The sequence below is a fragment of the Pseudohongiella sp. SYSU M77423 genome (genome assembly GCF_029911965.1).
Lineage (GTDB): Bacteria > Pseudomonadota > Gammaproteobacteria > Pseudomonadales > Pseudohongiellaceae > Pseudohongiella.
Genome location: NZ_JARYTH010000001.1, coordinates 438,052 through 463,991, shown reverse-complemented (window position 1 = coordinate 463,991; position 25,940 = coordinate 438,052). Strand labels below are relative to the sequence as shown.

General features: G+C 56.8%; 20 protein-coding genes. 14 read left to right on the top strand and 6 right to left on the bottom strand.

Features of this window, described 5'->3' with window-relative positions; genetic code table 11:
* The first annotated feature begins 75 nt into the window (after positions 1–75).
* Positions 76–540, top strand: coding sequence for a bacterioferritin (gene bfr, locus QGM61_RS02000; protein WP_281131696.1), 465 nt, complete (start codon positions 76–78; stop codon positions 538–540).
* 3 nt (positions 541–543) lie between these two features.
* Here bfr and QGM61_RS01995 read toward each other — a convergent pair whose 3' ends face one another.
* The gene (locus tag QGM61_RS01995) at positions 544–1,527 is read right to left on the bottom strand and encodes an alpha/beta fold hydrolase (protein WP_281131695.1); all 984 of its coding nucleotides are present in this window, start codon (positions 1,525–1,527) and stop codon (positions 544–546) included.
* Positions 1,528–1,693: 166 nt separating this feature from the next.
* On the opposite strand from QGM61_RS01995, the gene QGM61_RS01990 reads away from it, so the two are divergent.
* Positions 1,694–2,014, top strand: coding sequence for a DUF3301 domain-containing protein (locus tag QGM61_RS01990; RefSeq protein ID WP_281131694.1), 321 nt, complete (start codon positions 1,694–1,696; stop codon positions 2,012–2,014).
* Positions 2,015–2,044: 30 nt separating this feature from the next.
* Here QGM61_RS01990 and QGM61_RS01985 read toward each other — a convergent pair whose 3' ends face one another.
* Positions 2,045–4,042 (bottom strand): alkyl/aryl-sulfatase, encoded by a 1,998-nt coding sequence (locus QGM61_RS01985; RefSeq protein ID WP_317622120.1) that lies wholly within the window; start codon positions 4,040–4,042, stop codon positions 2,045–2,047.
* 194 nt (positions 4,043–4,236) lie between these two features.
* Between QGM61_RS01985 and QGM61_RS01980 the strand changes: the two genes are divergently transcribed.
* Together QGM61_RS01980 and QGM61_RS01975 are read left to right on the top strand one after the other, a co-directional pair.
* A complete protein-coding gene (locus tag QGM61_RS01980; protein WP_281131693.1) occupies positions 4,237–6,612 on the top strand; it encodes a penicillin acylase family protein in 2,376 nt (791 codons plus the stop codon).
* A 40-nt stretch (positions 6,613–6,652) separates the two neighbouring features.
* Positions 6,653–7,195: a hypothetical protein gene (locus QGM61_RS01975; RefSeq protein WP_281131692.1), complete on the top strand. Its 543-nt coding sequence runs from the start codon at positions 6,653–6,655 to the stop codon at positions 7,193–7,195.
* A gap of 36 nt (positions 7,196–7,231) precedes the next feature.
* On the opposite strand, the gene QGM61_RS01970 is transcribed toward QGM61_RS01975, so the two are convergent.
* The 3 genes from QGM61_RS01970 to QGM61_RS01960 all read right to left on the bottom strand — a co-directional run bounded on the left by QGM61_RS01970 (position 7,232) and on the right by QGM61_RS01960 (position 10,422).
* A complete protein-coding gene (locus tag QGM61_RS01970; protein WP_237133077.1) occupies positions 7,232–7,768 on the bottom strand; it encodes a hypothetical protein in 537 nt (178 codons plus the stop codon).
* A 109-nt stretch (positions 7,769–7,877) separates the two neighbouring features.
* The gene (locus tag QGM61_RS01965) at positions 7,878–8,351 is read right to left on the bottom strand and encodes a MarR family winged helix-turn-helix transcriptional regulator (RefSeq protein WP_281131691.1); all 474 of its coding nucleotides are present in this window, start codon (positions 8,349–8,351) and stop codon (positions 7,878–7,880) included.
* 49 nt (positions 8,352–8,400) lie between these two features.
* The gene (locus QGM61_RS01960) at positions 8,401–10,422 is read right to left on the bottom strand and encodes a NosR/NirI family protein (protein WP_281131690.1); all 2,022 of its coding nucleotides are present in this window, start codon (positions 10,420–10,422) and stop codon (positions 8,401–8,403) included.
* Positions 10,423–10,530: 108 nt separating this feature from the next.
* Here QGM61_RS01960 and QGM61_RS01955 point away from each other — a divergent pair, with 108 nt between their 5' ends.
* From QGM61_RS01955 to QGM61_RS01925, 7 genes are all read left to right on the top strand, one after another.
* Positions 10,531–11,967, top strand: coding sequence for an ATP-binding protein (locus tag QGM61_RS01955; protein ID WP_281131689.1), 1,437 nt, complete (start codon positions 10,531–10,533; stop codon positions 11,965–11,967).
* Positions 11,964–12,359 carry a response regulator gene (locus QGM61_RS01950; RefSeq protein WP_281131688.1) on the top strand — a complete coding sequence of 132 codons (396 nt, stop codon included), beginning with the start codon at positions 11,964–11,966 and terminating at the stop codon, positions 12,357–12,359. The genes QGM61_RS01955 and QGM61_RS01950 overlap by 4 nt, the downstream gene beginning before the upstream one ends.
* 2 nt (positions 12,360–12,361) lie before the next feature.
* Positions 12,362–14,404 carry a response regulator gene (locus QGM61_RS01945; protein WP_281131687.1) on the top strand — a complete coding sequence of 681 codons (2,043 nt, stop codon included), beginning with the start codon at positions 12,362–12,364 and terminating at the stop codon, positions 14,402–14,404.
* A 63-nt stretch (positions 14,405–14,467) separates the two neighbouring features.
* The gene (locus QGM61_RS01940; RefSeq protein WP_281131686.1) at positions 14,468–16,693 is read left to right on the top strand and encodes an NADP-dependent isocitrate dehydrogenase; all 2,226 of its coding nucleotides are present in this window, start codon (positions 14,468–14,470) and stop codon (positions 16,691–16,693) included.
* Between the two features lie 359 nt (positions 16,694–17,052).
* Positions 17,053–17,511, top strand: a complete 459-nt coding sequence (locus QGM61_RS01935; RefSeq protein ID WP_281131685.1) for an ATPase — start codon at positions 17,053–17,055, stop codon at positions 17,509–17,511.
* Between the two features lie 54 nt (positions 17,512–17,565).
* A complete protein-coding gene (locus QGM61_RS01930; RefSeq protein ID WP_281131684.1) occupies positions 17,566–18,198 on the top strand; it encodes a hypothetical protein in 633 nt (210 codons plus the stop codon).
* 52 nt (positions 18,199–18,250) lie between these two features.
* Positions 18,251–19,696, top strand: coding sequence for a serine hydrolase domain-containing protein (locus QGM61_RS01925; protein ID WP_281131683.1), 1,446 nt, complete (start codon positions 18,251–18,253; stop codon positions 19,694–19,696).
* 5 nt (positions 19,697–19,701) lie between these two features.
* Here the strand turns inward: QGM61_RS01925 and QGM61_RS01920 are convergent, their stop codons facing one another.
* On the bottom strand, positions 19,702–20,784 hold the full coding sequence (locus tag QGM61_RS01920; RefSeq protein ID WP_281131682.1) for a saccharopine dehydrogenase: 1,083 nt from the start codon (positions 20,782–20,784) through the stop codon (positions 19,702–19,704).
* Positions 20,785–20,951: 167 nt separating this feature from the next.
* Here QGM61_RS01920 and QGM61_RS01915 point away from each other — a divergent pair, with 167 nt between their 5' ends.
* The 3 genes from QGM61_RS01915 (at position 20,952) to QGM61_RS01905 (ending at position 25,932) form a co-directional block, all read left to right on the top strand.
* Entirely contained in the window at positions 20,952–21,551 is a 600-nt protein-coding gene (locus QGM61_RS01915) for a TetR/AcrR family transcriptional regulator (RefSeq protein ID WP_281131681.1), read from the top strand.
* A gap of 53 nt (positions 21,552–21,604) precedes the next feature.
* Entirely contained in the window at positions 21,605–22,399 is a 795-nt protein-coding gene (locus tag QGM61_RS01910; protein ID WP_281131680.1) for an SDR family NAD(P)-dependent oxidoreductase, read from the top strand.
* 422 nt (positions 22,400–22,821) lie between these two features.
* Complete coding sequence (locus QGM61_RS01905) at positions 22,822–25,932, top strand: TonB-dependent receptor domain-containing protein (RefSeq protein ID WP_281131679.1); 3,111 nt, start codon at positions 22,822–22,824, stop codon at positions 25,930–25,932.
* The last annotated feature ends 8 nt before the right edge of the window (positions 25,933–25,940 follow it).

Sequence of the window (25,940 nt, the reverse complement as noted above, 5' to 3'; positions counted from 1 at the left end):
ATTTCTGGCTTGACTTTTGCCAGTATTCAACGCACGCTTGCGCCTAAGAATCAATGCAGTCCGAAGGAGCAGGCTATGAAATCCGATAAAACCATGATCAAACACCTGAACAAGGCGTTGGGGAATGAGCTGGTTGCCATCAACCAGTATTTTCTGCACTCGCGTATGTTCAAGGACCGCGGCTTGACCAAACTGGCGGACAAGGAATACGAAGAGTCAATTGACGAGATGAAGCATGCCGATCAGCTGATCGAGCGTATCCTCTACCTGGAAGGGCTTCCCAACCTGCAGAGCCTGGGCAAACTGCTGATCGGCGAACATACACGTGAAATGCTGGAGTGTGATCTCAAGCTGGAGAATCAGGCCATTCCTGATCTGCGCGATGGTATCGAGTATGCCGAATCCATCCGCGACTACGGCAGCCGTGAACTGCTGGTGTCCATTCTGGAAAGCGAAGAAGAACACGTTGACTGGCTGGAGACCCAGCTGCAACTGATCGACAATGTCGGTATCGAGAATTACCAGCAGTCCATGATTTAAGGCTTACAGACCCTCCAGAAACTCCAGCAGGGCTGCATTGGTTTCTTCCGGCAGCTCCTGCTGAATCCAGTGACCGGCCTCCGGCAGCAGTATGACGCCGCGCAGGTCGTCCACCACTCGACGCATGGCGCCTTCCAGACGACCTTGGCTGGCGCCGGCGATCACCACATCATTCTCACCGGCAATAAACAGGGTTGGCACCGTGACACGGGCGTTGGCCAGTTGCGGTGTGATTTCCCAGTTGCGGTGAAAGTTGCGGTAGTAGTTAACGCCGCCGCGAAAGCCAGCCGCGGTGAACTGCTTAACAAAGTAATCGAGATCTTCTTCGGTCAGCCAGTCAGGCAGCCCGACCGGTGCGCCGAGTCGCGGAATCCAGCCACCTGCCGAACGATGACGGTCTGTGACCTGTGGCGGATGGCGCGGTGAGTCCGGCGACAGGTACAGCCGGCTCAGGATGCCGCGCGGATCAGCGTCATATTCAGCCTCAGCCACGCCGGGTTCCTGGTGATAGAGGATGTAGTAGAAGTTATCGCCGTATGCGTTGCGCCAGCTCACCAGTGGCGATTCCGCAGCACGTCCGCTGTAGGGGACGCTCATGGCGACCAGCGCCGAAAAGCGCTCCGGGTGCAACAGGACTGTGTTCCAGGCTACGATGGAGCCCCAGTCATGGCCGATCAGGATCGCCTGATCCTCGCCATAGGCATCGACGATGCCAACAATATCGGCGGCTATGGTCACAATATCGTAATCCTCAACATCGGGTGGTGCGTCGGTGCCGCCATATCCGCGCATGTCAGGCGCAACCACCCGATAACCAGCCTCGGCAACAGCCTTGATCTGGTGGCGCCAGGAATACCAGGACTCTGGCCAGCCATGCGCCATGATGACCAGCGGGCCGGAGTCACCCATGGTGGCCAGCCGCATGCGAATGCCGTTTGTCTCGATGTACCTAAAGCTGATGCCGTCTATTGGCGATTGTTCATCCATCAAAGGGTTCTCCTGTGCCCGTGTATGCGTGCTGCCCAGCCCAAGTGATAACAACACCGCGCTTATGGTAAGCCACGTTCTGAATTTCCTGTTCATCGCCAGCCAGCCTCCTGTTTTTGCTATGATGCTGAAGTTTCTCATAATCAGGATCGTGGTACATAGGTAGATGTTCACATTAATGGATATGGTCTGGCTGGCTTTGCTGGCGCTGCTGGTCAACCACTGGTGGCGCTCGCGCGATGCCAAGGCTTTCGCCCTGCAATATGCAGCGCAGCGCTGTGCCGAGCTGGACCTGCAGCTGCTCGATCAGAGCATGGTGCTGCGCAAAAGCCGGCTACGCCGGGGCCAGGACGGTTTGCTGGCCTGGTTCCGCCGCTATGACTTTGAGTTTTCATCCACCGGAACCGAGCGTTATCCAGGCTCCGTCGAGCTGTTGGGTAATCGTCTGCAGGCCATTGAGCTGGCACCGCATGTGACGGTTCACTGATCCAGGGGCCGTCGTTAGCCGCCCAGCATCTTACTGGCTGGCAGCCGTGCCAGGCATGATCTCAAACACCGGATCAAACTCGACCAGCACTGAGGCCAGTTGCTGCAGCACGCCGATATCACCCTCAACCTCGCCTGCGCCCGACGTGAGCTGAGCTGCCAGCGTGGTCTGTCCCATGATGACCTGATCGAGAATGCTGCGGTTCAATCTGATTGTTGCACTGGCCTCTTCAGATTGATATCCGGCGATCGCAGTCAGCGTTCCACTGCGCATTTCTATGACAAATGTCTCGCTAGTGTCAGGTGTCACAAAATTGATGATAAACGCCATGCCGTCGGCACGCTGGCTGTCGACCCGGGTTGCCATGGCGTCCCACCACTGCAGTGTGGTCATCGCGCGCGCCAGATCAGGGCTGGTGCCACGCGCCGGTCCGGCTGGCGCGACGCCATAGCGCAATTCCTGCGCAGCAACCAGAAATGCATTGCGAACACTGGCACTTTCATACTGATAACCCAGCTGTTCGAAAATGCCCGCCAACAGGTTCTTGCCGTCCTGATTGTCAGGCTCGGCATAGACCAGTTTGTTTACTATCTCCATGGCCAGGTGATACCGCCCCTCATCAAACAGCGCCTGGCCGCGCTCCAGCACGGCGTCCGCGCCTCCCATCATTTCGATATAGAGTGGGGCCGAGTCGGCCGGAGACAGCGGCACCAGAGTCGCCGGGTTACCATCCCAATAACCCAGGTAGCGATTGATGACCGCGCGGGAGTTATGGAATTCGGAGCCGTGGTACTGCCGCACAGCCCAGCTTTGCTGCAGAGATTGCGGTACCTGATACTCGTTGTGCATTTCATTGATGGTGACGCCACGGTTGGCCAGATTCAGCACCTGGTTGTTCAGGTTGGCATAGGCATCGCGCTGATCGCGCATCACTTCCTGGATGCGCTCGTTGCCCCAGCGTGGCCAGTTGTGCGAAGACACCATCACCTCCGCCTGCTGTCCGAAGCGGTAAAGCGCCTCATTGATCTGTCTGGACCAAGCCAATGCATCGCGCACCAGTGCGCCACGCAGTGTGTAAATGTTGTGAATGGTGGCGGTGATATTCTCGGCGGCCCAGAAAACCCGGCTGTCCGGGAACCAGGCATTCATCTCGGCCGGGGCCTCAGTGCCAGGTGTATTCTGAAATACAACACGCACGCCATCAATCGTGTGTTCTTCAAAGTCGTCGCGAATCACAACAGTGGGGGCGATCAGGCCACTGCTGCCCCGCGCCAGTGCCTTGCCGATGGCTGAATCCACCTGCCCAAAAGGGCTGGCGGCCAGGGGATTGCCGTATTGATAGGAGGCGCGGCGACTCATGGCATTGCCCGCGTAGACATTTTCGGCAATGGCTTCATCCATGAATCCCACCGGTGCATAGATATCGACCTGCCCGGACTGTACATCTGCCTCGTCAACAACACCCCGCACTCCGCCAAAGTGATCGATGTGAGAATGCGAGTAGACAACAGCAGTCACCGGTCGCTCACCCAGTTGCTCATTGGCAAATGCCAGCGCCGCGGCTGCGGTTTCCCGCGTCAGTAGAACATCGAACAGAATCCAGCCGCGCTCACCGCGCACCAGCGTCATATTGGCCAGGTCGTAGCCACGGATCTGGTAAATGAAATCTGGCACCACTTCATACAGGCCGTAATTCATGTTGAGGGTTGCCTGACGCTGCAATGAAGGGTGGATACTGTCGTAGTCCTGCCCATTGAGCAGAAAATCATATCGTCCCATATCCCAGACTACATTACCGGCTGCACCGAGAATCTGCCGATAGCCGGGTGCGGCGATAAAACCCCGTTGGGATTCCTCGAAGTCGCGCTGGTCTGCGAAGGGCAGGGTATCCCTCAGCATCTGCTGCTGGCGCGCAGTAGCTTCGGTAGCGGGCTGCTGTGCGGAGGACTGCGCCAGCGCCGCCGGTGCCTTGCTGCCAATCAGCATCACCGTGAGCAGAGCATATAAGAGTGGCTTGAGGCGGCTCATCGCTGGCGATCTCCTTGCAATTATTGTTGTCGTAAATTATGAATGTGTTCATAACCGTGGCAAAAGCCTACTCGGTTTGACTGACAGGAGCAATAAATGCCCGCTTTGACAAGGGCGTAAGCTGATTCTATGCTCGAAAGTCGCGATTCAGTAAACACATCAGGCGTGAACCCACCGATCTATGGAGAACAATCATGTACCAGGCTCCATCCTCAGAGAATCACGATCCATGCGGTAATGTAAGCCCTCTCGTTTCAAAGTCCTCCCTGACGCGGGCTCTGGGGCTGGCCTCGGCCATGATACTGCTGGCGGCCTGCTCCGAACCGGCGCCTGACACCGTTCACGAAGCAATGACCGATGCGGCGCCTGACTATCTTTACGACACTGAAATTCGCTGGACCAGTAACGGTATCCCGCACGTCAAAGCAGATGACTGGGGCAGCCTGGGGTATGGTTTTGCCTACGCCACAGCCAATGATGCGATCTGCACCATAGCCCGCGATGTGCTGATGGTGAACGGGGAGCTGTCCGCCAACTTCGGGCGCGACGGTGGTAACTATGAGAGTGATGTGTTTCACCGGGCCGTGCTGGACGATGCCATGATCGAGCGTTTCCGGCAGGGACAGAGTGAGCAGACCATCGACTTCTCGGCGGGTTATGTAGCGGGGTATAACCGTTACCTCAGCGAGAATGCCAGTAATTTGCCACCGGCATGTGCGGGCGCCGACTGGGTGCGGCAGCTGACAGAAAGAGATGTCGACAAACTCACCGTGGGAGTGGGCATTCGTTATGGACTGGGCCTGTTCCAGCGTGAAATGGCTAACGCCGCGCCACCCGGCACCGAGGTGGCTGTCGTGGCGACCGACTTTGATCAACTGACCGGCATTGGCAGCAATGCTGTCGCTTTGGGTGGTGAGGTTACAGAAAACGGCAGTGGCATTCTGCTGGGTAATCCGCATTACCCCTGGCAGGGTTCGTCGCGCTTTCACATGATCCACACCACGATTCCCGGTGAATTGGACGTGATGGGCGTCAGTCTGTACACCACCAGTCGTGTGTCCATCGGCTTCAATCATGATGTTGCCTGGACCCATACAGTGTCCACTGGCATGCGTTCCACACTGTACGCGCTGGAGCTTGATCCGGAGGATCCTACCCGCTACCGGTACGGTGATGAGTACCGGGACATGGAAGAGATCACCATTGATGTGCCCGTCGACGGTGGCACAGAAACGCACACTGTTTATTCGACGCACTATGGGCCGGTAGTCGTTTCGGCGCAATTGCCCTGGACAGAGTCGATGGCCTTCGCCATACGCGACGTCAATCTGTACAACGATAAGTCGGCCGCCACCTATGATGCGCTGAACAAAGCTGAAAGCATTGATGATGTCGAAGCTGCACTGAGCATGCAGGGCGTATCCTGGGTGAATACCATTGCCGCCGACCGGCACGGTACGGCTTTCTACGCGGACATCAGTGTTGTGCCGAATGTCGATGCGGAGCTGTTCGAGCGTTGCCGGGTGCCAGCCAAAGGTGTGCCGTCACGCCTGGTTATCCTGAACGGCGCCGATCCGTCCTGTGAATGGTATGCGTCCGATCAATCAGAAGTACCTGGCGCCATGCCGGCAGACAATATGCCGCGTCTGCGCCGTGACGATTACGTGCATAACGCCAACGACAGCTACTGGCTCTCAACACCCCGCGAACCGCTGGAGGGTTATTCACCCATCATCGGCAGCGAACGCTCCATGGTCAGCCTGCGCACACGGGCAGGGCTGACATTTATTGAAGAGGCCTTGCAGCAAAAGCAGGCGGCGGGCGAAAAGATGGGCCCGCAGGACCTGCAGGACATGCTGTTCAGTCATCGGCACTATGGTGCCGAGCAGCATCTCGATGATGTGCTGGCGCTGTGTGAAAGCGCAGAGCAGCCCGTGACCCTGGATGACAGCGAAGTTGATGTGACGCCTGCCTGTGAGGCGCTGGCAGCCTGGGACCGTCGCGAAGACATCGACAGCCGCGGCGCGCATGTCTGGCGCGAGTTCTGGCGTGACGTGTCTGGCACCGACAATCTGTTTTCGGTGCCGTTTGATGTGGCCGATCCGGTCAATACGCCCCGGGATCTGGCGCTGGACCGCACCGAAGTGCGCCAGGCTGTACTGGAGTCGCTGGCGCATGCCCAGACCTTCTGGCAGGACCAGGGTGTGGCGCTGGATGCCGAGCTTGGCACATTGCAGTACGAACCGCGCAACGACGAGAACATACCGATTCCCGGTGGCGATGGCGGGGCCGGCATGTGGAGTGTCATCACCAGCCGCTTCAACCCGGAAGCTGGCGCCTATACGCCGATTCTGCACGGCAACAGCTACATGCAGGTGGTCAGCTGGGATGCGGACGGCAGGGTCAATCCCACCGGTATTCTGAGTTATTCACAGTCGGAAGATCCACGATCGCCACACTTTGCCGACCAGACGCGGTTATACTCCCAGAGTATGTGGCTTGATCTGCCGTTTCATGAAGCTGATATTCTGGCTGACCCGGAATTGAGGACCCTGAGACTGCAGGAATGATCAGCTTGATAAATTGCATTGAGAGATGGGGTAGTTGTAAGTGTTGATCAAAGAAGTTCGGTCAGTAGCCCTGGTGGCACTGGCTGCATTGCTGGCGGCGTGTGCGAGTAGCCGGGTGTTGGATGAGTGGCCGGAAACCGTTCCGGAACAGAACTGGTTTATACAGGCCTACCAGGCAGACGAAGCGAATCAGCAACGCCAGACAGACGTTGAGTACCTGACCTGGGTAGTTCGCTTTTATGAAGGCTGGGAACTGATGGCAACCGGCTGGAACGACATCACACCGGCACTGATGGTGGATATGGAAGGCGAACAGCGCCGCGAACTGGCGGCACGAAGTGAGCAGCTGGGCAAGATGATCTCGGCAGAGTGGGCCAAGGACAACGATGTGCGCTCCATCGATACCTCTATGCTCAGTCTGTGGGGCAGTGTCATGCTGGCAGTCGAGGAACCGCATGCCAAACTGGCAGCGGTGGCCCTGATTGATCAGGATGTTGATGCCCTGCTCAGAGGTGAACTGAGCGCAGATGAAGTCAACGATCAGCGCTATATGCAGCGCCTGGATCTGCCGGCTGACTTTTAGATCGGGCCGGCAGGTTCAGTGCCGTCAGGAGACCCCTTACTCAGGGCGGTTGCAGCGCGGATCGCCCTGCTGAATGCCAACAATCATTTCGCGGCTCAACGGAATCGGGTCACAGCCGTGACCGGTTTCGCAGATCATGTCCCACTGTGGCTCCGCTTTCACGTGGCAGTCCAGGCAGTTCCCGCCAAAACGATTGACCACATCGGTAAAGCCACGCGTCACAATCTCCGACTCACCTGAGCTGACATCCAGCTCAAAAAATTCCCAGTCATTGGTCTGCGGGCTGGTCCCAGCGGGCTGTTTTACCATGACTTCAGTCGGCACCAGCTGTACCACAGAGCCGGTAGGCCAGGTGCCGCCGGTTTCTGAATTGGCGACCGCCAGCGTGGCTGCGATATCACCAAGCAGGTTATCAACATAGAATCCCCGCACAGGTGTCATCTCGGTAATGCACTCAAAGGTGTCTGCATCGATTTCAATCGGTGCGTCAGCAGCGTAAATCTGGGCAACGCCAGCCAGTGCAGCGGCGCTGGCCAGGGTAGTAGCTAGGGCAATCTTTTTCAGTCGTGTCATGGCAGGTGCTCCGTAGTTATGTTGTTTGCGATAATATCGCGCGCGATATAAATTATCAAGTACTGCAAATGCGGTCGATCGTGCAGATAATGCCATTGGCCGCGAAACGTCAGTCGGTGTCGAGACCTTTCAGGTGTGTCAAAAACTGGTCCAGCTGCCGCTTGAGAGCGATAGCGTCCTCTATCGGATAGCCAACCTGGGTGAAAAGCTGTTCGGGTATGCAGGCGCACCGTCGGCGCAGGGCTTTGCCAGCGCGCGTCAGAAGTATGGTGACCACGCGCTCGTCATCGGTGCTCCGGCGGCGCTCAATCAACTCCATGGCCTCCAGGCGTTTAAGCAGTGGTGTCAAAGTGTTGGTCGCAAGCTGCGCGCGGCGACCAATGTGAGAGACAGTGCAGGGCTGATCCTCCCACAGAATCAGCAGCACGATATATTGCGGATAGGTCAGGCCCAGTGGCTCCAGCAGGGGCTGGTAAAGCCGGGTTACCAGACGTGAGGCCGCATACAGCGGAAAACATATCTGGTTGTCCAGTGCCTGCGCGTCGATGTCGGCAGGTATGGTGTTCTTGTTATTGGCAGACAACAGGGCCTCTCCTCAAGCGGGTCATGGGGACCCGGGTGTTATTGCTGTGTCATTCCGTACGCAACTCCTTGTGGCGCACGATAATACGGCTCATATCGTGACGGCAGGAGCCGGCTTTCTTGATCAGCTTGTCTTCACAGATATCACAGCGTACACATTCCTTGAAGTCAATCTTCTCCCGCCGGATGGCACCGGTGGGGCAGGCGTGTTCGCAAACGGTACACACGGTGCACTGTGGCACCCGCTTTATGCGCAGCGGACTGACAAAAGATACCACACCCAGGGCTGCACCGAGCGGGCAGACATAACGGCAATAAAAACGCGGCACAACCACACAGGCCAGCAGGATCGCCGCCAGGATGGCAAACAGCACGGCCGAACCACTCAGGAAGAACAGCGTGCCAAATGGCTCAAAGTACTGGAAAACGGCAACATTGTTGGCGATCAGTGCGGCACCGATGATAAACGCCAGGAAGCCGTATTTCAGATAAATGGCCTTGTCATGGACCTTCTGCGGCATCAGCCGGCTGAATTTATGGCGCAGTCGCTTGGGTGTCAGTCGGGTAATAATGTCCTGTACCGCACCAAAAGGACACAGCGAGGAGCAGAACACGCGGCCCCATATCAGGGTAGTGACGACGGTAAAGACAACCAGCATGGTCAGTGGAAGGTTGTTCAGAAACACATCTGGTCCCTGCAGCAACACGCCAGTGATATGCGCCACCGACAGGAATCCTGCCTCCATGATACCCAGGTACACCAGTGTGGCGGTCAGGGCCACCCAGCGCCAGCGTGAACTCTTGCGTATAAAGGCGACCATCACCAGGGTGAAGATAAGCAGCGACATCAGCACGCTGCCCCAGGGCGTCACGCCCCATGGCGGATTGTTGATGAACTGCCGAATGGCGCTGTTTTCGGCGCGGATGATGCGCTCTATTTCCTGTTCGCTGAGGATGGGGTCGCCACTGGCAATGCGCGCACCCATGCCTACTGGCTGGAATGTCAGCTCATAGGGCTCCAGGCTGCCCAGCGGCTGATAAAAAATATTAAGCGGTTGAGTGATGTCATAGTTGTCGTCAATGACCAGCGCACCGGCGAATTCGGCGTGACCTGCAATCATGCCGACGTCGGCATTACCCGCGGTAACCAGTCGGTTTGCCATCACGCGCCGACGTGGTGAACCATCCTGCTGCAATTGCATGCGGTCCTGGCGGAATTGCCCGAAGCCACTGCCGCCAACGCCAAGCAGAATCAGCTGATTGCCACCCAGTTGGGCTGCGGCATCCCGTTCTGCGCGGGCGTAGGCCTGACGGCCGATAAAAAACTCACCAAGCGCCGGGTGGCCCATGTAAGTGAGTGTCAACTGCAGCTCCTGGCCGCCAGGGATGGGCATGGTCAGCTGCTGCACAATGCCTTCCTCCAGCAACTGCTCCCAGGTGAATTGCTGCATGTGTTCAAGAATTCGCTGCGAGCGGGCCACGTCGACGGCGTTGTCCGGCGTAAACCCATTGTAGGCAGCAGCCACCCGGCGTGCGGCTTCCCGGACACCGCGGCTGATGGCAAAGCTGGTGACGGTGGCGCCGGCAATGCCGTCAATGTCCCGACGGACCTGGAAGTCATCAGCGATATGCTTGCCCTGATATTGCGCCTGAAATACCGGGTCGGCGGCAAAGTCGCCGACGGTGTTCACGTAGGATTCGACGTAATTGAGTATCTTGATGCCTGTCAGCTCATTGTCCAGATTAACGCCCGCAAGCATGTCGATGGGTGCGCTGAAGCCTCGTTCCTCGGGAGGGACGTCAGCAGTCAGGAAGACATAACCTGCCAGAGTCTGTGCGCCGGAGTCCGGGTCGGTCTGGTAACCGCGATACACTGGTGGTTCGCCGGACTTTTCAGAAAATGAATCTGCCTCTGGCATGACCTGGGTCAGCCACTCTGGCTGCACCTCGGTGGAAAAAGGGGTTCTGACCGGATTGCCTTCAACGGGCTGGCGTGGTGGCTGGGCTGTGACCAGCGAACTAGCCATCAGGCTAATGGCCAGGAGTGAAAGCTTTATGATTCGCTTGAACATGAGAAATGAATGTCCTGCTGCCTGGAAAATGGCGGTAACTATACCCTTGCATCACCGGCAGTGGTATAACGGGGCAGTTAAAAATAATGACATTGTGTAACGGGCAGCATGGCAGTCAGTTCCAGTAAATCACTACAGCAGACATGGCGGTTGCGACCGCGCGCTATCACTCTGGCAGTTGCTTACGCAGGAGTGGCCGGACTGTGGATATTCACCTCAGACTGGATATTATTTGCCATTTTACAGGACAGCGCGGCCGTCGAGCGCTGGAGCGTTGCCAAAGGCATCGCGTTTGTCACCATCACCGCGCTGTTTCTACTGGTGTTGATGTGGCGCACCCTGGGGGTACTGGAAAACGCGTTCAACGCACTGAAAGCCTCCGAACGGCGCCTGAGCAGCAGTCGGTCGCAACTGTCCGCTGTGATCAACTCGGCGCGTGATGCCATCATCACCATCGATGGCAACGGCTCTGTGCTGTCATTCAATCCAGCCGCTGAACGTGTGTTTGGTTGCTCGGCACGGCAGGTGCTGGGCAAGTCTGTAAACCAGCTAATACCCACCGGGGTTGACGACAACACCCACGAGTTTCTGATTACCCAGGCGCTGCGCGCAAGTGGCGAAGATTTTCCGGTCGAAATGTCAGTGTCACGTGTCCGTGGCCGTTACGGTGTCATGTACACCGTCATTCTGCGTGACATCGGTCGCCGCCTTGAGCAGGAGAAGGCCCTGCGCGATCTCAATGAGAATCTGGAACGCAAAGTTGCTGAACGCACGCGCGAGCTTCGGGATGCGGTTGTTCGCGCCCAGGCTGCCGATCGTCTTAAGTCGGCATTCCTCGCCACCATGTCCCATGAACTGCGCACACCGCTCAATTCCATCATTGGTTTTACCGGTATCGTGCTTCAGGAGCTGGCCGGCCCTCTTAACGAAGAACAGTCACGTCAGTTACAGATGGTTCGCGGCAGCGCGCGTCATTTGCTGGATCTGATCAATGACGTTCTGGACCTGTCCAAAATTGAGGCAGGTGAGCTTCAGGTGCGCAGCGAGCCATTTGATGCGCGGGAATCGCTGGAACGGGTGGTAGCGTCGATAAAACCCCTGGCAGACAAAAAAAATCTGCAGTTACATGTCAGTATTGATCCGGCAGTCGGTCTGATGATCAGTGATCGGCGCCGTCTCGAACAGATTGTCATCAACCTGCTCAACAATGCCATCAAGTTCACCGATCGAGGGTCTGTCACGCTTGAGTGCCAACTGTTGGGCAAGGAACACGGCGAAAAAGAATTACGGGTCGATGTCAGTGACACGGGTATTGGCATAGAACCGGTGCATCTGAGCGGCCTGTTTCAGCCATTTAACCAGATCGATACCGGCCTGACCCGGGAGCACGAGGGAACCGGTCTGGGCCTGGCTATCTGCCGGCGCTTGTGCGAGCTGCTCGGGGGGCGCATCAGTGTCAGCAGCGAGCAGGGCAAGGGCAGTCGATTTACCGTCGAGTTGCCTGCCAACCAGCCGCAAGAGACTGAAATAAAGGAGTTGCAGTGAACCAGAGTGGCTCTGAAAAACGTAGCCTGAAAATACAGCTCATTGAAGACAATGAGCAGAATCGCTACTTGCTGACTTTCCTGCTGCAGAACAAGGGGCATCAGGTGCTTGCCGCCATCGATGGCCTTAGCGGCATCGAAATGGCCCGCAGCAATGAGCCCGATCTTATCCTGCTGGACATTCAACTGCCGGCCATGCACGGCTACGATGTAGCAGCTGCCCTGAGACAGATCGATACCCTCCAGCAGACACCCATCGTGGCCGTGACATCCTATGCCATGCCGGGCGATCGCGAAAAGGCATTGGCGGCAGGCTGCGATGGTTACATTGAAAAACCGATAGACCCTGAGACCTTCGTTGACGAAGTAGAGCGTTTCTGCCCGGGAAGCTGATAATGCAATTTGTGTTGGTGGTGGACGATAAAGAAGAAAATCGCTATTACCTGCAGGCGCTGCTGACGGGTTATGGCTACCAGGTGGCCGTGGCCCGGCATGGGGCCGAGGCGCTGACCCTGGCACGTCAGACACTCCCGGACATGGTTGTTTCCGATCTGCTGATGCCGGTCATGGATGGCTATACGCTGCTGCGCCACTGGAAAGCTGATCCGCAATTGCAGCACGTCCCCTTCATCGTATACACCGCAACGTATACACAGGCAGAAGATGAAGAGCTGGCACTGAAGCTGGGTGCTGATGCGTTTATTCTCAAGCCTGCCGAGCCAGAAGATTTTGTTGCCAGCATTCGAGAGGTTGCCGATCGGGTCCGGCCGAGACAGCCAGGGCCTTTAGAGGGGGGTACGGTTGAAGACGGCAGTGATGAAGAGCTCCTGAAGCACTATAGCGAGACCCTGATACGCAAGCTCGAAGAAAAGAGCATGCAACTCGAGGACGTCAATGCCACGCTGGCAGCCAGCGAGGAGCGGTTTCGGTTGCTGGCGCAGGCGACCAACGACGCTGTCTGGGACTGGGATGTGACCCAGGACCGCCGCTGGTGGGGAGCCGGGTTCTCCAATCTGTTTGGCTACCGGGAAGGTACGGTTGCAACGTCGCGCAGCAGCTGGGCGGAATTGATTCATCCGGATGATCGTGTCGAGGTGCTCGCTAAATTTCGCCAGACACTGGCATCGGAAGACGACTGGTATGCGGAGTATCGATTCCGGCGCGCCGACGGCAGCTGGGCCCATGTCGAAGACCGGGGGCACCTGGTTCGCAACCAGCACGGCACCCCTGTACGCATGGTTGGCGGTATCTCGGATGTCAGTTCACGCAAGCTGCTGGAGGAGCGTCTGCACAATGCCCAGCGGATGGAGGCAGTGGGTCAATTGACAGGGGGCATCGCCCATGATTTCAATAACCTGCTGACCGTTGTGCTGGGCAATGCCGAGTGTCTGGTGGAAATGCTCGAGGACCAGCCGGATGCGCAGTCTTTTGCGCAAATGATCACCGACGCCGCAGAACGAGGTGCCGATCTCACACGCCGCCTGCTCACCTTTGCCCGCAAGCAGTCGCTGACACCGGCGCCGACCGATATCAACAGATTGATCAATGGCTTGCAGCCCATGCTGCAGCGAGTACTGAATCGACATATACGGTTCGAGTACATACCTCAGCCCGGCCTGCCACCAACAATGATAGATGTGGCGCAAATGGAGAACGCACTGCTGAACCTGTGTGTGAATGCGCGCGACGCCATGCCGGATGGGGGTGTTCTGAAAATCGAGACCTCTTCCAGGCATCTGGACAAGGCAGAAAATCTGGGCGATGTCTCGCTGGCCGCAGGTGACTATCTGCTCGTATCTGTCAGTGACACAGGCGCTGGTATTGCGGCGGAATATCGCGACAAAGTGTTTGAGCCGTTTTTTACCACCAAGCCGGAAGGCAAGGGGTCGGGGCTGGGCCTGGCCATGGTGTATGGTTTTGTACGCCAGTCTGGTGGTTATATTGCAGTCGAGTCATCGCCCGGCGAAGGCGCCCGCTTCGACCTGTATCTGCCAGTGGTGGAAGCTGCCGACCACAGCTCAGAGTCCCCCCGTGCAGACCAGGGCATTGCTTTGGGGTCGGAACGGGTGCTGCTGGTTGAGGACGAGCCGCAGGTGCGAGAGCTGGCAAGGGTAAGCCTGGAGTCTCTGGGATATCAGGTGACGGTGGCAGAGTCGGGTGAGCAGGCCCTGGCCAGACTGGATGCCGCGCAGGATGGCGACGCCAGAATCGACCTGCTGTTCACCGATGTGCAGATGTCCGGAATGAATGGTCCCGAGCTGGCGGCCCGGGCGCTGGTCCGGCAACCCGGACTGCCGGTGCTATATACCTCAGGTTTTACCGGCTCTGGCGAGCGAGGCCCCTTGCCGCATACGGACTTCCCGGTTCTGGGTAAACCCTACCGGCGTGCCGAGCTGGCCGAGGCCGTTGCGCAGGTATTTGGGCGCTCCGCTCAGTAGTGCTATACTCCGCACCACTTTTTTCACGCGATTCCACCCAAATTCAAAGAAGTAGGAAACACTATGTCGAACGATGGTGCCAAGATTATCTACACCGAAACCGATGAAGCGCCACGCCTGGCAACATACTCCCTGTTGCCCATTATTCAGGCGTTTGCAAAGGCTGTGGGCGTTTCGGTGGAAACCCGGGACATCTCACTGGCTGGCCGCATTATCGCCAACTTCCCGGAGTATCTGAACGAGAATCAGCGAATTGGTGACGCCCTGCAGGAATTGGGTGAGCTGGCCAAGACGCCAGAAGCCAATATCATCAAGCTGCCCAATATCAGCGCTTCTATCCCACAGATGACCGCGTGCATTAAAGAGCTGCAGTCACAGGGCTACGCGCTGCCAAACTACCCGTTTGAGCCGCAGACTGATGAAGAGCGTGATATCAAGGCGCGCTACGACAAGATCAAGGGTTCTGCTGTAAACCCTGTTCTGCGTGAAGGTAACTCTGATCGCCGGGCACCGGCATCCGTCAAGAACTACGCCAAAAAGCATCCGCATCGCATGGGCAAATGGAGCAGCGACTCCAAGACTCACGTGGCGCACATGCACGAAGGCGACTTCTTCGGCAGCGAACAGTCCACGACCTTTGCCAAAGCAGACGAGCTGAAGATCGTCCTGAAAACGGCAAGCGGCGAACAGGTGCTGAAACCCTCCGTTAAAGTGCTGGCAGGCGAAGTTGTCGATGCAGCCACCATGAGCGCTGCCAAACTGCAGGATTTCTTTGCACGTGAAACGGCTGCCGCCAAAGACGAAGGTGTGCTGCTGTCACTGCACCTGAAAGCCACCATGATGAAAGTGTCCGACCCCATCATGTTTGGTCACGCCGTCAAAGTGTTTTTTGACAAAGTGTTCAGCAAGCACGGTGATATCTTCAAGACACTGGGCGTTGATGCTACCAATGGTTTTGGCGATGTCGTGGCCAAGATTGCTGAGCTGCCTGCCGACAAGCGAGCAGAGATCGAAGCCGATATTCAGGCAGCCTACAACGATCGCCCTGAGCTGGCGATGGTCAACTCCGACAAAGGCATTACCAACCTGCACGTGCCCAGCGATGTCATCATCGATGCCTCTATGCCTGCGATGATTCGTGACTCGGGCAAAATGTGGGATCGCAACGGCGAGCGTCAGGACACCAAGGCAATGATCCCTGATCGTTGTTATGCCGGCGTCTACCAGGAAACCATCAACTTTTGTCGTGAAAACGGCGCTTTCGACCCGTCTACCATGGGTACTTGCCCCAACGTTGGCCTGATGGCGCAGAAAGCCGAAGAGTACGGTTCGCACGACAAGACTTTTGAAATTTCTGCAAACGGTACTGTTGTTGTGCTGAATCAGGCAGGCGAAACCGTGTTTTCACACGATGTCGAAAAAGGTGACATCTGGCGCATGTGTCAGGTAAAAGATGCACCGATCCGTGACTGGGTCAAGCTGGCGGTAACGCGTTCGCGCCTGGGCGGCATGCCTGCCGTATTCTGGCTGAATGAAAAACGTGCTCACGATGCCGAACTGATCAAGAAGGTCAATGAGTACCTGAAAGAGCACGACACCGATGGTCTGGATATCCAGATCATGTCGCCGGAAGATGCCACACGTCACACACTGAAGCGCATGAAAAACGGTGAGGACACTATCTCTGTAACCGGCAACGTGCTGCGAGACTACCTGACCGACCTGTTCCCGATTCTGGAGCTGGGTACATCGGCCAAGATGCTGTCCATTGTGCCTCTGATGAATGGCGGTGGCCTGTTTGAAACCGGTGCCGGCGGTTCGGCGCCCAAGCACGTGCAGCAGTTTGTTGAAGAGAACTATCTGCGTTGGGATTCACTGGGTGAGTTCCTGGCGCTGGCAGCGTCACTGGAGCATCTGGCACAGCACGCTGGCAACAAAGGTGCGCAGATTCTGGCGGATGCACTGGACAAAGCTAACGCCAAGTTCCTGGACAATGACAAGTCACCGGCTCGCAAGATTGGTCAGATAGACAATCGTGGCAGTCACTTCTACCTGGGCATGTACTGGGCCGAAGCCCTGGCCGCGCAGGACAAGAATGCCGAGCTGGCCCAGCGTTTTGGCAAGCTGGCCGAGTTCCTGACAGCCAATGAAGACAAGATCGTTCAGGAGCTTAACGGTGTGCAGGGTTCACCAGTAGAAATCGGCGGATACTACCAGCCGAATGCAGACCTGGTATCCACGGCCATGCGTCCTTCAGCTACGCTGAATCAGGCACTGGCTTCTCTGTAAGCAACTGCTGACCCGTAGCCGGCCGCATACTGATCGGCCGGCCAGAAAAAAAGGCGACCCCGCATAGCGAGGTCGCCTTTTTCACATCCATGTGAAACATCCCTGTCATTTCATCCGTGCTCCAGGTTTCCTCTGGAGTGTTGCGCGTGCTTTCCCGTCAATCAATCAGATGACCGATACAGACATAACGGATCAAAGCTAATGTTTATTCCCGCCAAAGCCACGCAGCTGATTCCTTAGTGCTGAGCTTTCGCTGCCAGGCCATGCCGGTGTTAATGATTCACAATTGAGATCGCCGCATTAGCCGTCAGCCGACGCCTGTGTTACTGTTCAAGACCAACATCGGAGGAGCAAAGTCAATGGAAATCAAGACGTTTGGTAATCTGATAGAGTGGACTCGCATCAAGCACGCCGAGCTTGCGAAATGCCTGACACATGCCGCTGACAAACACCCCGACCAGCGCACGGCCATGTTATTGCACTATCTGGCCTCCCAGGAGGCACGCCTGGACAGCATGGTGACGGTATTTCAGGAAAAGGCCGACCCCAAGGCACTGGACATGTACGCCTACGACATGAACATGCACAATCCAATCACGACGCACATGGACATCGACGACCATTACGTGCGGATGAATGCAGATGAAATCCGGGAAGAGGTGTTTGGATTTCATGATCAGATCGCCGAGCTGTTCCGCGCCATGATCGCCAAGGCAGAGATCCCGGAAGCTTCAGATCTGTTGCGTGAGTTTCTTGATATGGAGGTCAACGAGTCGAAACTGCTTGTCCGGCAGACCGAGCGGATGGATGATATGTAGGTCCTGCAAAGTACCCCCTTACTACCACGCCACACCAATGATAGGAGTTAAACAATGAAAAGAATCGCACCACTCCTGGCCGCTATCGCTCTGACTGGCATTTCAACGACTGCCCTGCCCCAGGACAACAGTCTCAGTTTCTTTATTACCAGCGTCGGCAGTGGCGATGGGGCAAATCTGGGAGGACTGGAAGGCGCTGACGCACATTGCGCGGTGTTGGCTGAAGAGGCTGGCGTTACCGGCAAAACCTGGCGAGCCTACCTCAGTGCTCATGCCGCCAATGGCAATCCGGCTGTCAACGCACGCGACCGGATCGGTGATGGTCCCTGGTACAACGCCAACGGTGTGCAGGTGGCCGCCAGTGTTGATGACCTGCACAGTGAGAACAATCGGCTGAGCAAAGAAAACTCTGTCGACGAAAACGGCAATGTTGTTAACGGTCGCGGCGACACGCCCAACCGTCACGATATCCTCACGGGCAGCACCGAAGATGGCTACGCCACGGATGCCACCTGCAATAACTGGACGTCCAATGGTGAAGGCAGTGCCCAGGTTGGGCATCATGATCGCACCGGTGGCGGCGCCAATCCGACTTCCTGGAACAGTGCCCACGGCTCACGTGGCTGCAGCCAGGAGAACCTGGTCGGCACCGGCGGCGATGGGCTGTTTTACTGTTTTGCGCGGTAAGGCTGTCCATTAACCGTCGCGGCCCCGGCAGGCGGCCAACAGGAGCAGGCTCATGAAAACCTTGCATGGTGCCGGCATGGCACTTTCCGCTGTGTTGATGTCCTTGTTGCTGCTGCCGCATGCTGTGGCCCAGCAAAGCGAACAGTACGACTACTGGGCGCCCCAGCGCGCCATGATCCAGCGTGGCCAGCAGGCCATCTTTATGTGCAATGGCCTGTTTACCAGTGAACGGACGCTGGAGCAGGTCTTTGCTGATGAGCTGGCATTTCTGCGTGAGCCAATCGGGACCGCGGCCGGCGGCGATTACCAGGTCGACTGGGAGCGTCGAGCTGTAGAAGTCGGTGCTGCTGATGGCGTACCTGTCATGCGGGCGGTTTTTCGGGACGGTATTGGCTGCATCATCCTTGCACCGGATCAGACGCTGGCCGATATCGACACCCTGCCGCAATTGACGCTGCCGGCTCCGCCCGGTGATGCGGCGCAGATACCCTGGCCGGACGGTGACCTGATCGAATCAGACGAGCTGCCCGATAATATAAATGCCACTGCACTGCAGGCGGCTTCGGACTGGGCGTTCGACCGACCCACCGCCGAGCAGAACACCATCAGTCTGTTGGTCGTCTATAAGGGACAGATCATAGTTGAGCGCTATGCACCTGGCTTTGACATGAGTACTCGCACCAGAACCTGGTCCACCGCCAAGAGTATCGCCTCTACACTGATTGGCATGACGGTAGATGAGGGGCTGCTGGCGCTGGATGAGCCACTGGACCTGGAATGGTTGCCTGCAGTTGGCTCCACCGACACTGATCCTCGACAAAACATTACACTGCGCCATGTTCTGAACATGAGCAGCGGCCTGGAAAGCGTTGATAACAGCGGCATGGAATACGCTACCGGATCAGGTCTTTCCTATTGGGCCGGCGCCAGTTCGGTCAATGGTGCCCTGCAACGCGCCTTGATCCGCGCCCCCGGCACTCACTGGGATTACGAAAACTACGACACCCTGCTGGGCGTGTATGCCATGAAGCGGGCGCTGGGTGATGACCAGGTGTACGCTGAATTCCCACGACGGGCGCTGCTCGACCGGATCGGCATGCGCAATACACTGATCAGCACCGACCGCTTTGGCGACTTTGTGCTGAGCAGTCAGGTTTATACCAATGCCAGAGACCTGGCGCGCTTTGGCCTTCTCTACCTCAATGGCGGAATGTGGAATGACCAGCGGCTGATTTCCGAGGAGTGGATTGCGTTTTCCCGCACGCCGGCGCCGGCAACCCTGGGTCGCGGCAGTCAGTATGGAGGTCAATGGTGGCTGGTGCCAGAAGGGCGCAATGATGTGCCAGCGGACGCATACACCACCAACGGCAACCGTGGGCAGTATACGGTCGTGGTCCCATCACACGACCTGGTCATTGTGCGACGGGGCCTGGATTACGGCCGCCAGGGCTTCAATCCCTGGGATCTGACGCGCGAAGTAATTAAGGCAATCGATTGAACGAGTCAGACCTTATCGTGTAATTCGATACCAAGTTTGAGCAACCGGTTGCGAGCCAGCGCGGGATCGGTCTCGGCTTCTGCAAACTGAATACTAGCGGACGCTTTCTGATGTCCGGCCAGTCCCAGCACCCGCTCTATCTGTATGACAGTGCCAACGGCCGTCAGATAAGTCTGACCCTGTTCTGCGCGAATATACAGCTGACGATCCGCTGCCTGTCCGGCGTCATCCCTGCCCTGAGCAGTCAGCAAGATGCGATGCGCACCGCCATCACCGGGATTATAGAGAATGGCGTGGCGTGTGCGCTCAAAGGCAGGGCGGTTCAACAGCGACCAGACAGGACTGCGCACAAGCCATTTCAGGCTTTCTGTGGCTGATGGGCTGTCGAATGCGATCCGAGCCGATACCGAACGGGCCCCAGTCAGCACGGGCAGGGTCAACTGGTCGGGGGCATCAAATCGATAGGTCCGGGCAGTGCCGTGATCCGGAAAGGTGACTCGACGCGGCTCGGTAAACGGGCGTTTGAGCGTCGATTTGCCCTGTTCAATAACGGTGAACGGGGTCCTCAGCCTGTCCATATACTCGGTAGAGTTGGGGCCGGCTTTGTCATGCATGTCGAACAGAATGTCCATGTTCAGTTCCGCATCATGCAGCCCTTCTGCGAGCGCCCGCGCCAGCGTGGCAGCGGTGGCTGCCATCCACGATGAAGCAAATACTACCGGAGCCTTACTTTGCCCGCCGGTCAATGCCAGCAGGCGGCTTTGGCTTTGCTGCAGGCGCTCGGTCCAGCGCGTGATGTCGATATAGGCACTGCCACGCCGCACCGCACTGAACAGCAATCGATCGTCAGGGTCATTGACCATGGCCACCACCAGATCGGGTATGGCTTTCAGAGATGCCAGCGAGTCCGCATCAACCACATTCATTGTGATTGGCTCTGCGTTCGGCAGAGACCCAAGCAGGGACACCGCTTTATCGGGTGAGCGACCTCCGACAAGAAGCCTGAGTTCCGGATACAGCCTGCCCAGTAGCTGCGCCACCTGCGAGCCAACCACACCTGCACCTCCTGCCAATAGAACCGTTGTCATTGCGTACCTCCTGTCTGACGCCGGGTTGGACTGCACCCAGGACCAGGTGAGTGAATTTTCATTTAATTGGTCATGCGACCAATTGTGCAGAGTATAGGTCGGATGACCAATAGTATGCAAGCTGCTAAACTGCCTCTGGCCAATACAGATCGCGCGGGCGGCAAATCATGAAAAACACCAAACAGGCGGCGATACCCACTAGCATCAAGGGGCGTGAGCGACGGGAGAGTATCCTCGATTGTGCCGAACGGTTATTGGCCAGCGAAGGTTACGCGGGCTTTACCCTCAGAGGTGTTGCCGAGTGTTCGGCTGTTCGCCTGTCCAACGTTCAGTATTACTTCCCTTCCAAGGCGAGCCTGTTGACCGGGCTGCTGCAGCGGTCCCTAGAGCGTGCGTCACAAGAGCTTGTGCAACCACAGCAGGGTAATACCGATCTGGCACAATTGATTGACTACGTGCTCGCCCAGCAGGGTGGGGCGCAATGTCAGCTGTTCTGGGAACTGTGGGCCCTGTCCGCCAGAGACCGGGAGGTGGAACAGATACTGATGAGCTTCTATGAAGGTTATCGACGGGCACTGGCTGAGGCCGTATCGGGTTACACCTTGATACACAGACAACAGGAATTGTCAGCGACTGACGCGCTTAATCGTGCGACACTCATGATGTCATTGCTTGAGGGCGTGTCATTGTTTCGATCACGATTGACTGACCCGGATTTTGATGCGGTGCTCAAGCATAGCCTCATTCGCATCGCCAGTGGCGATTAAGCGTTTATGAGGGGTGTTTCACATCCCAGACTATTGTTGCCAGGGAGGTCATCATGTCCAATCGTCTTGCTGTCATTACCGGTGCTACCAGTGGAATCGGAGCAGCCTACGCCAGGGCATTTGCCCGACAAGGTTACAAGCTGCTGCTTACTGGGCGACGTGAGCCGGAACTGCAGGGCCTGGCAGAGCGACTTCGCACGGAGTATGGCATCACCGTAAGCCTGCAGTTGGGTGACCTGTCAAATACGCAGGACCGGCAGGCACTGGTGGAAACGATTGAGGCACTGCCAGAGCTGGACGCTCTGGTCAATAACGCCGGCTACGCCGAAGATGGCAGGCTGGGAGAGGTGGCCTGGGATAAACACCAGGCACTGATTGATGTACACGTAGTGGCAACCACTCAGTTGTCCCACGCAGCACTGCCCAAGTTACTCAAATCCAAAGGCATGCTGATCAATGTCGCCTCGGTGGCCAGCTGGATACCAACCGGGCAGAGCGTGCTGTACGGTCCCACCAAGGCTTATGTGCGCAGCTTTACCGAAAGCGTTGGTCTGGCCTATCGCCGCGATGGCCTGAAGGCCCTGGCGATCTGCCCGGGATTCACCATCACCGACTTTCACTCGCGAATGGGCATTGATCCCGACCGCTTCTACAAGAAGAAAGGATTCACACGTGCGTGGACGGCGGACCAGGTGGTGGCACGATCATTCCAGGATATTGAAAAAGGCAAGCTGATCTCGATACAGGGCTGGAACTACCGGCTGCTCGTATTTCTGATGCGGCATCTGCCGATGAGCTGGATGATGGCTGCACTTGGGCGTTCCGAGTCGGCCCGGTTCAGCAAATAACAAAAACACAGAGCAGGGCAGAGAGCCTTCTGCCCTCTAAGCTTTGCACATTGTTGTAGCATCCTGTGACAAAACCTGAGCGTATACGATTCGACTTGGTGCACCGACTGCAAATTTTCCCGTTGAAATTCATATAAGTTCTTCATTCCGTCATAATGCGTAGTTTGCACTTTTGGTGCATACGTAGCTCGATAACGGTGCCACATCTTGTCCCTTTAGCGCCGGGTATCACAACACTTTGCTGATATATGCACTGAATTAGTGATTCGTAAAATCCATCACGCCCCGTTTTGGATGCGAAAAATACCACCCTATACAACGCTCGTGATTTTTGCGGTGGCATGAAAGATGCTCCTATCCCCCTGACTGTTTCAATGACGCCAGATTTCGCTGGACTAGACCTAGTGTATGAGGATTCCGCCATGCCCACCAAGAATGACAAAGCATCCGCAAGAGCCGCCACACCTTTTAAGTTAAAAATGCTGTCCGCCGCCATATCCGTATCCATGTTTCCCGTTGCGGCGCCACTTGCGTTCGCCCAGGATCAGCCGCAGCTGGAAGAGGTTGTAGTAACAGGGTCGCGTATCACTCGATTTGAAGGCGACTATGTAGCTCCGGTGCTGTCGCTGGGCGCTGAGCAAATCGAACGCTCAGGCAAAGTCAACGTAGAGGATTTTGTCAGCGAAGTGGCTGCACTGGTGGGCTCGGAAGGGTCCTTTGAAGGAGCTGATGAAGGTGGCCCGATGACCGGTGTCAACGCCCTGAACATGCGAAACCTGGGTACCAACCGTACGCTTGTGCTGGTCAATGGCCGGCGCCATGTCAGTGCCATCGCCACAGGTGAGCCTCTGGTGGATACCAATACCATTCCAACTGCGCTGATTGAGCGCGTGGACGTGCTGACTGGCGGTGCCTCGGCGGTATACGGTGCTGATGCGGTCTCGGGTGCGGTCAACTTTGTCCTCAAGGATGACTTTGAAGGTTTTGACATGCGCACCCAGGGCAGCATGTCGGATCGTGGTGACTCTGAGGACTATTACGCATCATTCGTCTGGGGCAGTAACTTTCATGAGGGGCGCGGCAATATAACCGGCAGCTACGAGTTCCGCAGGCAAGAGAAGCTGGAAATATTCGAGCGTGACTTTGGTCTGGAGGAACGCGTCTATCTGGTTAACAACCCTGCGGAATTCCGTCAGACCGATGATCCCAATGTGCCGGACCGCATTGTAGCCGGACAACGCCATTACATCTTTACATCACCCGCCGGTCGTTATGACATCATGGGAACCGACGCGAATACGGGAGAGGAGATTGGCTTTGGCGACCTGACCCTTAACTCGCAGGGCAACCCCTATCGATTGGGTACTCCTGTTTCCGGCGCACACTATATCGGTGAAGGCGGTGATGGTACGCCCACAGCATATTTCACCAACCAGTTTCTGCCGGAAACGGAAGTGCATTCGGTCAACGCGCTTGGTCGCTATGATCTGACACCGGCGATGACAGCGTTTACAGAACTCAAGTACGTAAAAACAGATGCTGTCAGTCCCAGAAACTCTTCGTTTACCTCGGCGCTTGAGCTCACACTGGATAACCCATTCTTGTCAGACAGCTTCCGTGAGGTGCTGGCTGGCGTCAACGATCCAACCATCAGCCTTGCGCGTGACGACCTGGAGATGCGTTCCGTCGATGACAATACGCGCGAAACATTCCGTGCGGTCGTAGGCCTGCGCGGTGATCTGACCGACTGGCTTAACTATGAAGTCTCCGCCAACTACGGCCGAACTGATGTGCGTGCCAGCATCACCAATATGCGTCGGGAAGACCGCTATTTTGCGGCACTTGATGCCGTGGTGGATCCGGTCACTGGACAGCCGACCTGCCGCTCCAATCTGGATCCGGCTGCGGTACCACCCAATGATGATGTAGTGTCTTCGTGGAAGCCCGCTGTGTGGGGTGACCCCGCCAACATGACATTTACGCCAGGCGCCAACAGTGGCTGTGTTCCTTTCAACCCGTTTATTGATGGTACATCTGGCTACTTTGCCTCAGGCAACCTGCCCGACACGCACCCGAATGCAGCGTCCATCGATTTCATCACCGGCAATGGCATACCGCTGGTCAATCGCGGCAAGATCACACAGGCTGTACTCAACGGTTTTGTCGCGGGCAACAGCAGCGGGCTCGGATTCACATTGCCTGCAGGCCCAGTAGATTTTGTGTTTGGTGGCGAATACCGCGAAGAAAAAATCTCCAATGACGTTAACGATATCAGCAGCAACATTAACGCCCTGACCCAGCTTAACTTCGAACGCGACAGTAAAGCGTCTTACGATGTCAGTGAATTGTTTACGGAAGTATCAGTACCAGTGTTTAACGACCTCGGCCCGTTCCTGCAGGCACTGCGACTGGACGGCGCGTATCGTTTCTCAGACTATTCCACCATTGGTCAGACCAGTGCATTCAGTGTGGGTCTGAACTGGACCCTGAACGACAACTTCATCGTGCGCGGCTCACACGGTCAGTCAGTACGCTCGCCTAACCTGGAGGAACTGTTCTCGCCGGATAACGAAGCTTCATTCCGCCCGGATGATGTCTGTGAACAGACTAACCTGGGGATCCAGACGCCGACCACGGTCGCCAACTGTGCCGCCGTACTGTCCTCGCTGGGTGTTGATCCGGCCACTTTCATCAATGCCTATCCAGTTGGGCGACCGGGTGTGGTCGGTGGTAACCCTGACCTGATGGAGGAGACGGCTGATACGGATACTATTGGTCTGGTATTTACGCCGACCTTCCTGCCGGATTTTGTCGCGACGCTGGACTACTGGAGGATCTCCATGGATCAGGGCATCCTGTATCCAAGCGCTGATGAAATCGTTGAGCAGTGCTACAGTGCTGCCACGCTGGATAACCCGTTCTGTTCACTGTTTACACGGGTATCGCAGGGTCTCGAGGGGGTTGTGGGCGTTGTGGATGCACTGGAGCAGCGACCGGTCAACGTCAGCCAGATCCAGACCTCCGGTTACGACTTCAGTCTGTCCTACCGCACTGAACTTGGCTTTAACGCTGGCTCACTGGCACTGTCGTTTGCCGGTACCAAGCTAGAGGAGTTGTTGAGTCAGCCAACAGTTGCACCTCGTCTGCTTGACGAGACCGGGCAGGTGGATACGCTGCTTGGTGGTCAGGCGCCAGAATGGGTTTTCAACGTCGATGCCGTGTGGGAACGAGGTCCGCTTTCCGTGGCCTATGGTGTTCATTACCAGAGCGGACTGGGCCGCTACCGGGCTGAGGAAATTCAGCGGTCGCCAGATATCTCGGCGCTGCTGGGCACCAAGGACCTGTTTGTCCACGACATACAGGCGGACTACCGCTTCAGCGAGGGGCTGCGTGCCTACGCTGGTGTCAACAACCTTAGTGATCGCATGCCCGATGTTACATATCTGAATGTGCCAGTTGGCGCCCGTGGTCGCGTTGTGTACTTAGGCCTGAACGTCAGCTTTGAAAGTCTGTCGGGATTCGGCTTCCTGTAATGGAGTTG

Bases quoted from the DNA above. Each gene is read 5' to 3' on its own strand.
- QGM61_RS01905 (WP_281131679.1), top strand. From the start codon at position 22,822: ATGCCCACCAAGAATGACAAAGCATCCGCAAGAGCCGCCACACCTTTT.
- QGM61_RS01920 (WP_281131682.1), bottom strand. From the start codon at position 20,784: ATGACAACGGTTCTATTGGCAGGAGGTGCAGGTGTGGTTGGCTCGCAG.
- QGM61_RS01980 (WP_281131693.1), top strand. From the start codon at position 4,237: ATGTACCAGGCTCCATCCTCAGAGAATCACGATCCATGCGGTAATGTA.
- QGM61_RS01925 (WP_281131683.1), top strand. From the start codon at position 18,251: ATGAAAACCTTGCATGGTGCCGGCATGGCACTTTCCGCTGTGTTGATG.
- QGM61_RS01955 (WP_281131689.1), top strand. From the start codon at position 10,531: ATGGCAGTCAGTTCCAGTAAATCACTACAGCAGACATGGCGGTTGCGA.
- QGM61_RS01910 (WP_281131680.1), top strand. From the start codon at position 21,605: ATGTCCAATCGTCTTGCTGTCATTACCGGTGCTACCAGTGGAATCGGA.
- QGM61_RS01915 (WP_281131681.1), top strand. From the start codon at position 20,952: ATGAAAAACACCAAACAGGCGGCGATACCCACTAGCATCAAGGGGCGT.
- bfr (WP_281131696.1), top strand. From the start codon at position 76: ATGAAATCCGATAAAACCATGATCAAACACCTGAACAAGGCGTTGGGG.
- QGM61_RS01970 (WP_237133077.1), bottom strand. From the start codon at position 7,768: ATGACACGACTGAAAAAGATTGCCCTAGCTACTACCCTGGCCAGCGCC.
- QGM61_RS01945 (WP_281131687.1), top strand. From the start codon at position 12,362: ATGCAATTTGTGTTGGTGGTGGACGATAAAGAAGAAAATCGCTATTAC.
- QGM61_RS01990 (WP_281131694.1), top strand. From the start codon at position 1,694: ATGTTCACATTAATGGATATGGTCTGGCTGGCTTTGCTGGCGCTGCTG.
- QGM61_RS01960 (WP_281131690.1), bottom strand. From the start codon at position 10,422: ATGTTCAAGCGAATCATAAAGCTTTCACTCCTGGCCATTAGCCTGATG.
- QGM61_RS01930 (WP_281131684.1), top strand. From the start codon at position 17,566: ATGAAAAGAATCGCACCACTCCTGGCCGCTATCGCTCTGACTGGCATT.
- QGM61_RS01985 (WP_317622120.1), bottom strand. From the start codon at position 4,042: ATGAGCCGCCTCAAGCCACTCTTATATGCTCTGCTCACGGTGATGCTG.
- QGM61_RS01935 (WP_281131685.1), top strand. From the start codon at position 17,053: ATGGAAATCAAGACGTTTGGTAATCTGATAGAGTGGACTCGCATCAAG.
- QGM61_RS01995 (WP_281131695.1), bottom strand. From the start codon at position 1,527: ATGGATGAACAATCGCCAATAGACGGCATCAGCTTTAGGTACATCGAG.
- QGM61_RS01940 (WP_281131686.1), top strand. From the start codon at position 14,468: ATGTCGAACGATGGTGCCAAGATTATCTACACCGAAACCGATGAAGCG.